Raw genomic sequence first — 14,345 nt, 5'->3', positions numbered from 1 at the left:
TCCATATCCTCGATTGATAATGCCAGCTTCGGACGCACCATCGCGGTTACCGCCGACATCGGCACCCCGTGGAACAGTAAATAGATATACCTCGCACGGATCACGCAGTACCGCGTCCCGTCTGTTCGGGTGCGTGTAAAATACTTTTGGCCGCCGTCCGCCGACACATAATCCGCATTTCCCTGGGTTACCTCGTAATACATTCCAGGGATGGCATTCGTCCAGGCAAAATAACCGCTGGATTGGAAGGCGTAATCTGATAAATCCTCCCACTCCGAGTATGCATTCAACCACCGAAACACTGGCGCGTTTTGAAACGCATTATCAAACCAGGCGCCCAGCACCTTCAGTTTACTATCATATAACGCCACCGCATTATCCGGCGCTCCCATAAACGCCCCCGTCACCGCATTCGTCAGCCCCAAAGCGATCCGGTTCGTGGCCGCCACCAACGGTGCCGTCGTGGCGGTCACCAAATTCGTCAACTCCTGCCGCGTCGCCAGCCCCACCACATTCGTCGCCACCAGATTCGTCACCCCCGCCAGCACCCCCGGCAGCGTATTCGAAGTCACCAGCCCATTCCGCGCCACAAAATTCGTCGGCCTCACCACCGTCCCGGTGCCATCCTCCATCACCGTCGAATACCAATTCGTCGTCGCCCCCTGGCTAACCATCGCCAGCATCAGCATCACTCCCACGCCTCCCATTCTTCCCAAAAAGTGTTTCATCTTCATATCTTTCTGCCCGTTCATTTTTCTGCAAGTTTATTCGTCTTATCCGTGCCATCCGTGTCATCCGTGGTTAAAATTTTCCGGTCTTGGTCTTCATTTTTCTGCCCGTTCATTTTTCTGCAAAATTCCCGGTCTTTTGTCTTTCATTCCGCATTCCGCATTCCGCATTCCGAAATTAAGTGATCTGCTCCACCACCAGCACCCCATTATTCACCCGCACCGTCCGGTACTGGCCCGTCGCCACATCCTGCAGCCGCAACCAAACGAACTCCGTCCCGCCCAACTGCTGATAACGCGCGTCGGACTGCTCCGCCGTGAAATACGCCTCCGCCCTCACCACCGCCGTCACTGGCTGTAGTTGCGTGCCCAAAAGCGTGACGTAGGTATCCGCCGCGACGAAGGCACCGTCCACGACCTCCTGACCCCCCGTGCCCGGATTCAACAACTTGATATCGTTCGCCCCGCGGTAATACGAATAAGCCCGCCCCGGCGTCAGCCCCTCCAGCACATACAAATCCCCCGCCTGAAACACCGCCCCCACCGGCACCAGCGTCCCCCCCGCGATCACCGGCCCCCCGCTCGGCGTCCCGTCCTCGAACACCGTCAGCGGCCCGCCGTAGATCGTGATCCGCCGCGCCGGGCTCCCGTTCGTCAAATAACTAATCGCCAGCCAGAACGTGCGGCTCGCTGCCCCTCCCAGATCCAGCGCACTCTCCAGGTTCGAGAACGCCACCACCGCGTGTTGGCTCGATCCATCATCCCATGCCGCCTGCGAGAGCGCCTGGTTCATATCCGCCGCCGCCACCGTTCCCGTCGCCAAAATCGTTGGTGCCGCCGCCTGACCGCTCAAAATCTCCACCGTCAAACTCGCCAGCGCCGAAATATTCGTGATCACCGTCTCCCCGTCCGCCTCCAACAGCGCCACCTCGAACCGCACATCATTCCCTCGCCAAAACCCCGGCTGCTGCCCCGTGAGACTATTCGCCACCCCGGCCTGCCCAGGATACGCCCCCACAATGCACCCAATCCGATTCCTCAACTGCGTCAAAACACTCATAGTTCTTTATGATTTCGGAGTTCGGAGTTCGGATTTTCAACATCCGTCCCATCCGTGTCATCCGTGGTTAAATTTCCCGTCTTCCATTCCGCAATCCGCATTCCGCAATCCGCATTCGGTGGTTCCGTGGTTAAAATTTTGATTCTGGTCTTCATTTTTCTGCCCGTTCATTTTTCTGCAAGGTTCCCGGTCTTCCATTCCGCATTCCGCACTCCGCACTCCGCATTCGCTAGCTCCAATCCTCACTTACCCAATAATGCTTATACGCCACCGTGGTCCCCGCGCTCGAACCCATCACCGGTTCCACCGCCTCAAACACCGCCACCGCACTCGTATTCCATCCATCCACCGTCACCGTCAGCACCCCCGACCGGCACACCTTCTCCGCATACGAATGCCGGAACTCCACCGCATCCTTATACGTCTCGAACGTCCGCGTCACCGTGAACGACCCATCATACTTCCGCGATCCCCGCGCAAAAATCTTCTCCGCCTCCCCCCGCGCCTTCGCAATCCGGTCCACCTCGATGCCCACGCGCGGCCCCTCATAATCCCGGATTGGCAGCCCGGCCAGATCATCCCCCAGCACCAGCGTCTGCTGGCGCGTGGTAATGCCACCCCCCGCCGCCACCTCCTCCGTATATTTCCAGGTTATCTTCACGGTTCACTGTTCACTGATGACTGATAACTGATCACTGATGACTTGTCTTCTCTGTGTTCCCTGCGTTCTTTGCGGTTAAATCTCTTCGGTCTTTATCTTTCTGCCCGTTCATTTTTCTGCAAAATCCCCGTCTTCCATTCCGCAATCCGCAATCCGCATTCAATGGTTCCGCAATCAGGCAATGAGATACGGCACATTCGGCCTGCCGGTCGTAAACTTCCGCCGCGTCACCAGCTCAATACTCCTAAACCGGTCCTCCTTGATCCCCCAAATCGGGTCCAACTTCTCCATCACCAGATTATACAACGTGCAGCTCACCCCCGTCCCCGTGATTACCAGGTCCGCCCCCGCATCAATCGCCCCGCCGATGGCTTTATCGAACGACCCCCCATTCAACAGTCCCACAATGTCGTCTTCCGAGAGACTGCGCGGCGTAAAACTCACCTTCGCGCTGATCTCTTCCATCGTGAAATTCACCACCCCAAACGTATCGGATGTCACCTCATCCAACTTCCAATCCGCCGAGAGTTCCCAGCCTTCCTTCGTCTCGATCGCCGTCGCGCCCAGCGTCCCAACGTAGGGCTGCGTCTGGACGTCCGCCGACGCGAACGACGTATCATTGAAAGTATTCGTCTCCCGTTTACAGAGCGAATCCGCCGTCCCTGGGGCCGTCGCATACTTGCCCAGCGCCGTGAACTCCACCTCCCCATAAATCTGCTTCGCGGCCGAGAGCCGGATCGTGGGCGCTTTAGTAATCCCCGCGCCGTAGAACGTCCACATCTTCTGCGTCGTGTCCAGCGGCTGAATCACCAAATCCTTCTGTGTGGCCGGCATGATCGTCGCCCCCAACGTTTGCGCCAGCGAGGCGTAGGGCCAGAGACTCGTGAACCACTTCCCCACCGGCGTGAACATGATCTTCGCCATCCGCCGCTTCACCCGGCGCGATACCACCCCGTATTGCCCCGAGTTCACATCAAACAACTCCCAATCAATCGCGGCCTTGATGGGTGCTTCCGTGTAAAACACCTGGCTGTTAAACGTCACAATCGCAGGCCCGCGCGTAATCACTATCGTTGGTAACGGCATATTTGGTTCTTTCTGTTCTGTTTTTTGTTTGTTTTCTATCCGGTCTTAATCCTGTTTTTATCCTGTCTTAAATCTTCGGTCCTATCCGTGTTAATCTGTGTTTATCCGTGGTTTAAATTCTTCGTTTTTCGTCTTCATTTTTCTGCAAAATTCCCGGTTTTCTATGTGTACACACTCTGCGTCACATCCCCCGGCAGCCACCCGGTCTTATACCCCGCCGCCCGCACCGTCTTCGCCGCCGTCACACTAAACGGCGCTGTATATAATATGGCAGCCGCATTCCCCGAGCGCGGATAAGAGCCGTCGAGGGTATAATAAATCGCCGCCCCCGCCGTATTACAGGCCAGCGTCACCGTCACCGGGTACGTCTGCACCCCCGTTGCAGGGCTGATGCTCACCGCCTGCAACTTCGCATATCGCCCCGGATCAGACTCCCGCGTCGTGAACCGCACCTCGTATGCCACCGGCGCGAAACCATCCTCCACCGGCACAATAGACGGTCGCTCTGGGCACAGCGCCACGAACCGCCCCTGGCTGGCGAAATGCTTCAAACAGCGGTGTACCCGACGCGCCAACGTCAGCGCCTTGATCTGCGTGCCCGTCCCCGCCACATTATTGATCTTGGGATCCACGCACACCCGCACCGCCAAGTGGATATCCAGCGGCCCGCCCGGCGTATCCGGGTTATCATCATTCCCGATCGGGCTCAGCACCACCAGGCACGCCCCATACGCATCCTGCTGCCCGCTCGTCAGCCCGAGCGCGATCTGCACCTCACTGGCCAAGTCCCCCTTCTCCTCGTCGAACACCGGGATGCTCGCCAGATACGTATCACTCCGCAGCCGGTCCCCAATGTCCGCCTGCATATCGCTCAAAATTGTCTCGCACGGGTCCATAATTTTCTTTAGCTATTTCCCCTGTCCATTCGGTCAATCAGGTCAATCATGTCTTCGGTTAAAATTTCCCGGTTTTTGGTTCCCATTTTTCTGCCCGTTCATCTTTCTGCAAAATTTCGCGGTCTTAATTCAGTCGTTTCGCTATTTCCGCGTCCAGGTAAGCCTCCATCCCGCGCCGCCCCGCCAGCCGGATTTCCGCATCACTCGGCAACAACGACCGGTCCTGCTTCAACGTCACCGATGGCACCAGCTTATAAAACAACCGCACCGCACCCCCCTCACTCTTCGCCAGGTACGCCTTGCCATCCTTCGCCTTCAGGACGAACAGCCCCGGCATCCGGTACGCCCGTTGGTTATACGCCTCCGCCACCAGTGGGATCGTCAACGCCTTCTTCCCGGCCCCCGGCACAATCGTCACATCATGCTCGGCCCGGCTGATCCCCGGATGCGCAATCGTGATCTCCGCCCGTTGCCCGTCCGCATTCAGCCCGATGTTGTCCACCGCCTTCTCCCAGAACCCGCTCGGCGCCGCGCCCAGCCGCATCGCCGTGTTATGCCGAGTCCGCGACACCTCCGCCAGGTGATCCCGGATGCCCTGCTGCACCGATTCGCCAATGGATTGGTGCAACGCCGTCCGGTCATTCAACTTGCCCACCACCTCACGCATCGCCGGTCCAGCCCCATCCAGCACATTGATTTGGATGCCCACGCCCATATCACTCCCCGCCTTTCTGCCCCGCGACCATCATCTCATCCTGCCTGATCAGGATGGCATTCTCCGCGCGCGCCCGCTTCAGCAGCTCCAAATCAAACCCCTCAGTGCTCACCTTCACCCCGTCATTCAGCCCCGGCCCCTTCTGTCCTTGCTGTCCTTGTGGTCCTTGCGTTTCCGGCAGCTCGATACCCAATGCCAGCGCCTCGGACCGCCGCACCGCCCGCCACCCCATCCCCGAATTAAACGCAAACGGCGGATACGGATTATCCAGCCCGTCATCAAAGATGCCGCTATCGCCCAGCGTATCCCACACCTCATCATCCTTCGCCGCGATCATCCGGCCCTCGTACAGCGTGCCCCCGGCCCGCACCCACCGCTCCGGCCACGAATCCCCTGGCATCTCCGTCAGCGCCCCGCCTTTCCCGCGTTGAAACCCGCGCGGCACCATCCGGATCCCAATCCGCACCAGCTCCCACGCCGGGAACTGCCAACGGCTGGCCGGCGTCTGCCCCTGCTGATGCAGCGCCCAATTCCCCGCCGTCTTCAACCCCGTCTCCAATTGCAGCCGGATTCGCTTATCACTGCTCAGATCCGTCAAATCCCCGCGCACCGCCCCGGATTCCACCGGGTCATACCCCAGCGAATCATACAAATCCTGGAGCTTCGCCCGCGCCGTCGCCTCATTCGTCTTCCCGCTTGCCAGATCAGCGATGGCATCCTTGAGCGCCTGGATTACCTCCAGATTCGTCAACCGCGCCGAAAACACCGACCGGCGGCGGATGTCCGCCGCGATTCCCTGGAGTTCCTTGGAACTCAGCTCCGTGGGCATCAACTTGCGCGAATGCAGATACTGCATCGCCGCCTCCCACGTCATGCCGGAATCTTCCATCATGAATTCGCTTCCTGGTTCGGTCCGGTAAACTGCGTGCTGGCTGGCGGCACCGGGTGCGTCCGCATCACCAGCTTGTTCTCACTATTCCACTGCCCCGTGGGCCGCTGCACCCCCGCCGTCGGGCTTTCCACCGCAAATTCCTGCTTCGAGATCGCCTTCAGCTTCGCCTGGGCATCCGTGAACGCCTGCTTCCGCGCCTCCGTCTGCAAATTCTTCAACGCCGGAAACGCGATCAGGAACCGCCACCGCGCAATCGCGATCACATCACTCGCCAGCCCATCCGGCACCGTCGCGGATGCTCCCACCGGATAATTCCCCGCCGCGATCGCCCCGCGCACCTCATTGATCGCCCGCGTCAAGATCCCCGCCAGCGACGACGCCGTCCCCGCCTGGATCCCGTCCAGGATCGTCTTCTCCTGCGGCGTAAACTCACTCAGTACCTCATCCGCGCTAATCGTCGCCCATGCCATAAATCTGTGTTTATCCGTGTTTATAATTCTTCGTCTTATTTTTCTGCCCGTTCATTTTTCTGCAAAATTCGGTGGTCTTCATTCCGCACTCCGCACTCCGCATTCCGCATTCAATTGGCTCCGGCGGTAACCCCTCAGAAACCGCCGGAGCCGCCCAACCCTCGGCCCCGCTAAGGATACCGGATCGGGATGATCTTTGGGCTCAACCCGCACAACACATTCGTCAGGTTGCCATTCGCCCCGGCATTACTGTTCGTACACGAGCGAATGCCGATCCACTGCGCCCCCTGCAAAAACGCCGATGGCAGATTAGTGAAATACGTCTGCGCCCCGTTGCCCACGATCGAGACGGCAATCGAAATCACCGGCGTCCCGGTTTCAAACGCATTATACGTGCTCGTCACCGTCGGTGGATTCTGCGACGCACTCCGCACCAGCGTGATCGTCACCGTGCTATTGGTGTTCGTCGTGCTGTACCCGCTGAAATAAAATCCAGCCGCGTCATAATTCGCCAGGTTGATCGCGCCCCCCGTCTGCATATTCAGACCATTGGTGCCCGCCACATTCGTTGGCCAGGCGTAGATCGTATCCCCGCCCGCCACCGTGTTCGTTAAGTTAAACTCCGCCGCCTTCGCCGGAGTGACCGCCGGGGTCACCACCGCCAAAATCAGCCCAACCGCTAACAATAATTTTTTCATATCTTCGTTCCTATTTTTCTGCCGGTTCATCTTTCTGCAAAATCCGGGGCGGTAAAATTGCTCGCCCGCCCCGTTATTCATTCATCCTATTCGTCCTATAGGTCCTATTGGCTCGTCATCAGCAACCCGCCGCGCTTATCGCCCACCGCCGCGCCCAACATCACCTGGATGCGCCACGTCGCCATGCCCAGCTTGTGATCCACATACTGCACCAGCGTCGCGCTGATGCCCGTGTCCGGCGAAGTGATCGTCATCACCGAGCCGTAGCTCGATCCGGGCAACGCCTGCGTGTAGTCGTTGCTCGTGCGGGTGGCGATCACCAGCCCGGACTTGTGCCCGGCAAAGCCGACCATGTTGGCCGTGGTCGGCAGGTTCGGAGCCTCGATCGGCTTGAACCCGGCCAACTGCGGGATCAGGCTGTCCGTCACGATCTCCGGGTTCCGCTGCCCGGCGTAGAACGTCACCAGGCTCGGGTCCTGCGCCAACTGCGCGTGATAATCGCTGTTCAACAACACAAACCGGTTGTTCAGCGGCACCTCGTTCGGGTTGAACACCGCGTTCAACTTCGCCAGCGTGCTGCGCCCAAAGTCGCCCAGCGCCACCGGGTACTTCGCGTAAGCCTTCGGGATTTTCGTCCCGGAAACCGCCGCGTACCCGTTGAAGTTCGCCAGCAACAGCAACGCATAGATCTTGTCCACGAAATACTTGGACAACGCATAGCTGGCCGCCGGGGCCTGCTCGTCGAACAACCGGCGCATCGTGCTCGCCAGTTGGTTCGAGTTGAACGTGATCGGCACGCCCACATGCTCGTCCAGGGTGATGGATACATCCGTGGCGGCCGCCGTCGGGCTCGTCCAACCCGTGGTCGTGTTGTACGTCGCGGGCGTCGGCACGCTCACGATCCGGCTGATCACCGATTGCCCATACTGCGCCGGCATATCACTGAAATCCGTGCTGATCGCCGAGAGCACCGGGAATTGCAGCTTGAACAATTCCAGCGTGCGCTGCGCAATGAGCGACCCGGCCATCGTGCCCTGGTTCGTGTCCGTGCTGTCCGCCGCATAGAGCGGCATATCCAGCACATCGGCGTTGTTGCGGATGTCGCGGGCATAGAGCGCGGCGCATTCGCGGGCGATCTCGTTGCGTTGCGATTGGCCGAGCAGGCCATGATCGCGCACCTTCGCGGCCTTCGCCGTGAGCTGCTCGTATGCCTGCATCACCAGCTTCGGGCCGGGTTTCGCTTCCAGTCGCGGCGCGGCCCCCGCCGTCAACCCCGATTCCATCGCCGGGTTCGCGGCCATCCCCTGGAGCATTTCCAGCGCCTCCGGGTTTTCCGTGATCTGCTTCACCCACTTGGCTTGCAGCTTATCATTCTGCGCCGGGATCGCCCCACGCTTCACGGCAGCGGCCACCGCGTCTTTGGCATCCTGCTCCCGGCGGGCCTTCAACGCCGTTTCCAGCTCCAGGATTTTGGAATCCTTGGCCTTCAATTGATCACTGTTATCTGCGGTCAGCGCGGCCGCAGCCGTTGGTGTTTCTTGTCCCATAATACGTACTTGGTTGTTGTTGTTGGTTGCAGCCGCCACGGGAACCACCACGGCCCCCCCAGCGGAAATCTTCTCGTTCGGAGTCCCGGCTTCAGCCGGTCTTAATTTTTCTGCCGGTTCATCTTTCTGCAAAATCTTCCCTTCCTTCGCCCACAGCGGTTCAATCTCCTTGAACGCCGGCTCATTCACCAGGCTCCCCAGGCACAAATCCGCGTCCGGCTTGCAGATCACCTTCGCCGGATTCGTCCGCGTCACATAAAACACCGGTGAAAACGCCCGGAAATTCTTCCCCTGGATCGCCTCCGCCCCCGCCTGGCTCAACTCCACCCGGCAATACACACCGGGGGCCTCGCCCGTTTTCCAATAAAACCCGGTCGGCCATCCGCTCGCCTCCCGTTCCTCGTGGTTAAAATCGAAATACGCCCGCTGCTTCGTCCGTCCGTTCACCGCCTGGAGCTGCTCATTCAGCGCCGTGGCCGCGCCGGGCTCCACCACCACCGCCCGTTGCGCCAGCGCGCCGCCCTGCGTAAAATTCCCCGTATGCTGTCCGGCGGGCATCACCATAAACTCGATGACACTCCCCGCCTTCAAATCCCCCTGCCAGTTGCTCGCCACCGCCATCCGCGCCTTCAGCGGTTGGTTTTCTTCGCTTACTTGACTTTTATCATTCATTGTCGTATGTTCTTTTTAGCCTTAACTGAGTGCTGACAGCAGCCATACTCAGAGCGGGCGACCTGGGCGGCTGTTCCACCTGTACGGTCTACCAATCTCTTCCATGTGTCAGGGTTCCCTCTCTTAATTTGTTGGACTGAGTAGCGCGCTCAGTATGGTAAAATGAAATCACGTCTCCTGTTTGGTCTGTGACAAAACCAACATGATACCGACGCTTGTTATTTCCGTCCGCCGATACGCGCAGATAATTCCTTTGCCAGCCCTTGTCCCACTGTTCCCTGGGGTTTTCCCCCGTTGCAATGGCGTCGTTAATCCGCCGCAGCCTTCTGTCTTGCTCTGCTTTGGAGTAGCCCTCATGTTCCCAGTGTTCGATCACTTTTTTAGTGAACAAAAGCTCTCTTCCAGCATAATCTTTTATTTTGAATCCGGACGTGAGCTTCTGTCTCGCTTCATTGGGATCCATTTCCGGACTCGCTGGATCTGCTTTTATCTTCACCGAATGAGGCAATCCCAATTTGCTCCAGTCCCCAGTATTCCCAATCGCACCTTTATAGGTAAATTGTCCACGCTCATCACGCGGTTGCAGTTCCTCATCAAATTCCCCCGCCATCAGCGGTTCCTCTTCCCCTGCGTTCCCTGCGTTCCTTGCGGCCAATCCTTTTTGTCTTAATTTTTCTGCCGGTTCATTTTTCTGCAAAAGTTGGGCTTCCTCAATCCCCTGCACCCACGCCGCATTCAGCGCCTGTTGCATGGCATCCACGGTTTCCGTGTTCGCGTTCACCGTATCCAGCAACTCCGGCAACGCCGCCTCCAACTCTGCCAGCGCCTTCGCCTGCTGATCCTCCGGCAGCGCCAGCACCTTGGCCAACCGCGCACGCACCGGCTCCATATCCTTCGCCAGCGCCCCCATCACCGGCTTCACCAACCGCCCCGAATCCACCCCAAACCCACCGCTCTGAGATTTGAAATCTGAAATCTGAGATTTCCCCGTCCTGGCCTTCACCGTCTCCCCCTGTCCCTGCTGTCCTTTTGGTCCTTGTTGGTTTTCGCGTGTTTCGCGTGTTTCGCGTGTTTCGCGGTTTAAATTTCCAGTGTTTTCTTTTTCCAATTTTTCTGCCGGTTCATTTTTCTGCAAAATCGGCTGCTCAATCACCGGCATCTCCACCCCCTCATTCAGCGTCAGCCCCGCATCCCGCACCAGTTGCTTCACATCAATCAAGTTCGCCAGCGCCGGCGTCAGCGCCGCATTTTGCGCCAGCAACTTCAAAACCTCCTGCTTATACTCGACCGTCTTCTCCTCCTCCTTGTCACTCTCATACTGCGGCAACTCCGCCTCATCCCCGTAATTCAACCGCAAGATCGAAGGCACCAACTGCGTATTCAGCACCCCGGCCACATACCCGCACACCGCCTCCACAATCTCATGCTTCACCGTGGCGTGGACATCCCCCAGCGCCCGCGACCCGCTGTTCCCCACGTCACTCGTCAACGTCTGCCCCAGCACGATCAAATCACAATTCTTATCCGCCCGGTCCAGCATATCCCCGCTCGGGCTCGCCGATCCCGTCTTCCCGGCCTCCTTCAACTCCAGCGTCGTTCCCGCCGGAAACGCCGCCCAGGCATTCGACCCCATCCCCTCCAACATCGCGCAGATCGAATCAATCGTCGCCTGCGGCGCATTGGGATCATAATTCGCCCACCGAAACGGCAGCCCGAAAATCTGCGCCAGGTTCAACAGCCAATCCGCGCTGAAATTCGCCGCGCACCACCACCACGCCAACGCCCGCAACCGCGCCCCGCCCAGCGCCGTGCCCGACTTCGCCTTGCAGATCCCGATCAAAAACTTGTCCGGCGGAAACGCCCCCACCTGCGACGGCCTCGGCTGCATCGTCGTGGAAGTAAACACCCCCGGCGACAAACTACTTCGGTTTTCGGGATTCGGATTTCGGAGTTCCAGCCGCAGCCCCAGCCGCCCGTTCATATCCCACGCATAACACACCGGGTGTACCCATTGCGTCGCCTTCGGCGCGATGATCTGCCCCGCCTTGCCCGCCGCGCGCGATTCCCAAAACCGAGTACAAACCCTTTCAAAACCGCCCCTTTCAGACAAAACCTTTCCAAACCACCGCCCCGCTGCCAAACCCCGCCCCCAGCCCCATTTTCCCGGCTCTTTCCCCCTAATCCCCCCTCTTCCCATATCAGACTTGCACGTCGTCACCTCGGGTTGCCTTCGGGCCAACCCTCACTTTCCGCCAGCTTGACCTTACTCGTCACCGCCCTGACCCTTTGCCTGTCCCCGGCTACTTCCGCCAAAACCGAAAGCTGGTCGGTCACCTCCCCCAATGGGCAGGTCAAAATGACGGTCCAGCTCGCCAGCAAGGGGACCCTCACCTACCGCGTCGAACACGGCGCTGAAGGCCATCGCGCGGTGGTGATTACGGATTCCCCGCTTGGGTTTCGTCTCCAACCGGAAAATTTCGCGCGGAATTTGAAACTGAAATCCGCCAGTGAACTGCGGATCATCGAAGAAGCCTACACCATGCCGCACGGCAAACGGCGCGAGTGCCGCAACCAAGCCCAGCACCTCACCCTGGCCTTCCGTAATGAGAACGGCCTGCCGCTGGAATTGGATGTGCGCGCCTACAACGATGGCGCAGCCTTCCGCTACCGGCTTCCCGGCTCGGGTTCGACGGCCCATACGATGGAAACCGAGGCCACAGGCTTTGGCCTGCCCCAAGACGCCCGCCTCTGGATGCAGCCCAGCGACAAAGCCACCACGTATTCCCCTGCGTATGAAACCTATTATGAGAACGAAATTCCCGTTGGCACCCCCGCGCCGCTCGGTTTGGGCTGGGCGTTCCCCGTTCTGTTCCGCACGGCGGATGCCCAACACTGGGGTCTGATCACGGAAGCCAACGTCGGCACCAACTTTTGTGCAAGCCGCCTCTCCAGCACCGCGCCCAACGGGGTGTACCAGGTCAGCCAGCCAGACCCGGCGGAAGGCAACGGCTCCGGCTCCAGCAAACCAGCCTCTACGCTGCCATGGGAAATGCCCTGGCGCGTAGTCATCCTGGGCAGTTCGCCCGCCGCCATTGTGGAATCCACCCTCGTCAACGATGTCTGCCCGCCCAGTCAGCTCAAAGACGCCAGTTGGGTGCGGCCCGGACGGGTTGCCTGGAGTTGGTGGTCTGACCCGCCCAGCCCCAAGGATGGCATGAAACAACGCAAATTCATTGATCTCGCCGCCGAAATGGGTTGGGAATATTACCTGGTGGATGCCAACTGGACCATCATGGACAACGGCAACATTCATGACTTGATCCGTTACGCCAAAAGCAAAAACGTCAGTGTCCTGCTCTGGTACAACTCCGGTGGTCCGCATAATGTGGTCACGGAAAAACCACGGGACTGCCTCTGCTATCCCGAGGTGCGCCGTTTTGAATTTGACCTGCTCCGCCAATGGGGGGTCAAAGGCGTCAAAGTGGATTTTTTCCAAAGTGACAAACAGGATGTCATGGCCCAGTACCACGGCATTCTACGGGATGCCGCCGATTACCAGATCATGGTCAACTTCCATGGTTGTACCCTCCCGCGTGGCTGGTCGCGCACTTGGCCGCACTTGGTTGCTATGGAGGCCGTGCGCGGCGCCGAATGCTACATCTTTGCCCCGGAATTTCCCGAGAAAGCGCCCGGGCAAAACGCCATCACCCCCTTCACCCGCAACGTCGTTGGCCCGATGGATTATACCCCAGTCACCTTCTCCGATAACAAATACCCGCACCAAACCACCTGGGCGCACGAATTGGCGCTCTCGGTTGTGTTTGAATCTGGTTGGCTGCACTTTGCAGACAAACCCGAGGCCTATTTGAGCCTGCCCGCCGCCCCCAAGGAATTCCTGAAGCAAGTCCCGACCACTTGGGACGAAACCCACGTGGTCGCCGGTTACCCAGGGCAGGGCATCGTGGTGGCGCGACGCAAAGGCACCCTCTGGTTTCTGGCCGGCATCAACGGCCAGAAACAACCCCGTGAAGAGACCCTCCAACTTGGTCCCTGGCTGGGCACGGGCAAGTACCTGTTCACCCGCATTGGTGATGGCGAAACGCCGCGCAGTTTCGCAACCGAAAATCTGACCTTGGGCGCGGGCGATACGTTTCCCGTCAAATATTTACCGTGTGGCGGCTTCGCGGGCGTGCTGAAGCCGGTCCAGTAGGGCAGGTCAAAATAGCCAACGCCAGCGAACTTTTTCCATTTGACCCCGTTTTAAGGACCGTTTAGGATTTATGCCGGAATTGGCCGTTAAACATTGCTAAACAACGTCATTAGAAAGACACAGATATGCGGGCGCGATCCCACGTTCGTTTTTCCCCAACCGTGATATTGCTGGTTTTGGCGGTTGCCAGTCTCCTGCTGGCGGGGTGCCGACATCGAGTAGATGGCTTTGTCATTCCCAAAAGTGAGCCAAAACGGTATAATATCGAAGTTGTCCTGGCCAACAACCTGCAAAACCGCTCTGTGGTGGTGGATCTTGTGCCGGTGAACGCGGCCAACTTGGAACGTTGGCGCACCTATAGCATGACGCAGTACTGGCAGCGCGAGGATCCCATGCGCGCCAACGCCGATAAGGCGACCTTTAGCTTCGTAAAAAGCGCCTCGCAACAAACCTTGAAGCAAAGTGATGACGCCAAGTGGAGTAATTGGATGAAGACGGGCGCACAATACGTTTTAGTGCTGGCTGATCTGCCAGGGTCGCATGCCGATATGCCCGGCAATCAGGATGCGCGCCGCCAGATTCTGCCGCTGGACATCAACTATTGGCTGGATAAGCCGATCGTCTTGCACATCAAGGTCCAGGAAAGTGGCGTCCTGGTCACCACGCCCACCCGCCCTGGAATGCCGCGGCCAATCGGTTGGTAGTTCATT

General features: G+C 58.8%; 13 protein-coding genes. 2 read left to right on the top strand and 11 right to left on the bottom strand.

What is annotated here, in order from left to right; genetic code table 11:
• The 11 genes from WCO56_11480 to WCO56_11430 form a co-directional block, all read right to left on the bottom strand.
• Positions 1-734, bottom strand: a 734-nt coding sequence (locus tag WCO56_11480; protein MEI7730186.1) for a hypothetical protein, incomplete at its 3' end; no start/stop codon positions are given.
• A 172-nt stretch (positions 735-906) separates the two neighbouring features.
• On the bottom strand, positions 907-1,788 hold the full coding sequence (locus WCO56_11475; protein MEI7730185.1) for a hypothetical protein: 882 nt from the start codon (positions 1,786-1,788) through the stop codon (positions 907-909).
• 229 nt (positions 1,789-2,017) lie between these two features.
• Positions 2,018-2,449 carry a hypothetical protein gene (locus WCO56_11470; protein MEI7730184.1) on the bottom strand — a complete coding sequence of 144 codons (432 nt, stop codon included), beginning with the start codon at positions 2,447-2,449 and terminating at the stop codon, positions 2,018-2,020.
• A 174-nt stretch (positions 2,450-2,623) separates the two neighbouring features.
• The gene (locus tag WCO56_11465; GenBank protein ID MEI7730183.1) at positions 2,624-3,535 is read right to left on the bottom strand and encodes a hypothetical protein; all 912 of its coding nucleotides are present in this window, start codon (positions 3,533-3,535) and stop codon (positions 2,624-2,626) included.
• Positions 3,536-3,696: 161 nt separating this feature from the next.
• Positions 3,697-4,431 (bottom strand): chitobiase/beta-hexosaminidase C-terminal domain-containing protein, encoded by a 735-nt coding sequence (locus WCO56_11460; GenBank protein ID MEI7730182.1) that lies wholly within the window; start codon positions 4,429-4,431, stop codon positions 3,697-3,699.
• 124 nt (positions 4,432-4,555) lie between these two features.
• Positions 4,556-5,146 (bottom strand): hypothetical protein, encoded by a 591-nt coding sequence (locus tag WCO56_11455; protein ID MEI7730181.1) that lies wholly within the window; start codon positions 5,144-5,146, stop codon positions 4,556-4,558.
• 1 nt (position 5,147) lies between these two features.
• Positions 5,148-6,038: a hypothetical protein gene (locus tag WCO56_11450; protein ID MEI7730180.1), complete on the bottom strand. Its 891-nt coding sequence runs from the start codon at positions 6,036-6,038 to the stop codon at positions 5,148-5,150.
• Positions 6,035-6,508 carry a hypothetical protein gene (locus tag WCO56_11445; GenBank protein MEI7730179.1) on the bottom strand — a complete coding sequence of 158 codons (474 nt, stop codon included), beginning with the start codon at positions 6,506-6,508 and terminating at the stop codon, positions 6,035-6,037. Before WCO56_11445 ends, WCO56_11450 begins: the two co-directional genes overlap by 4 nt.
• A gap of 170 nt (positions 6,509-6,678) precedes the next feature.
• On the bottom strand, positions 6,679-7,206 hold the full coding sequence (locus WCO56_11440; GenBank protein ID MEI7730178.1) for a hypothetical protein: 528 nt from the start codon (positions 7,204-7,206) through the stop codon (positions 6,679-6,681).
• A gap of 104 nt (positions 7,207-7,310) precedes the next feature.
• Positions 7,311-9,425 carry a phage protease gene (locus WCO56_11435; GenBank protein MEI7730177.1) on the bottom strand — a complete coding sequence of 705 codons (2,115 nt, stop codon included), beginning with the start codon at positions 9,423-9,425 and terminating at the stop codon, positions 7,311-7,313.
• A gap of 88 nt (positions 9,426-9,513) precedes the next feature.
• Complete coding sequence (locus WCO56_11430; GenBank protein ID MEI7730176.1) at positions 9,514-11,535, bottom strand: DUF935 family protein; 2,022 nt, start codon at positions 11,533-11,535, stop codon at positions 9,514-9,516.
• 147 nt (positions 11,536-11,682) lie between these two features.
• Between WCO56_11430 and WCO56_11425 the strand changes: the two genes are divergently transcribed.
• Both WCO56_11425 and WCO56_11420 read left to right on the top strand, forming a co-directional pair.
• Positions 11,683-13,635 carry a glycoside hydrolase family 97 catalytic domain-containing protein gene (locus WCO56_11425; protein MEI7730175.1) on the top strand — a complete coding sequence of 651 codons (1,953 nt, stop codon included), beginning with the start codon at positions 11,683-11,685 and terminating at the stop codon, positions 13,633-13,635.
• Between the two features lie 125 nt (positions 13,636-13,760).
• Positions 13,761-14,339 (top strand): hypothetical protein, encoded by a 579-nt coding sequence (locus WCO56_11420; GenBank protein ID MEI7730174.1) that lies wholly within the window; start codon positions 13,761-13,763, stop codon positions 14,337-14,339.
• The last annotated feature ends 6 nt before the right edge of the window (positions 14,340-14,345 follow it).

It is taken from the genome of Verrucomicrobiota bacterium (assembly GCA_037139415.1).
Lineage (GTDB): Bacteria > Verrucomicrobiota > Verrucomicrobiia > Limisphaerales > Fontisphaeraceae > JBAXGN01.
Note: the sequence above shows the minus strand (reverse complement) of the source record. Positions and strands in the feature narration are given on the sequence as shown.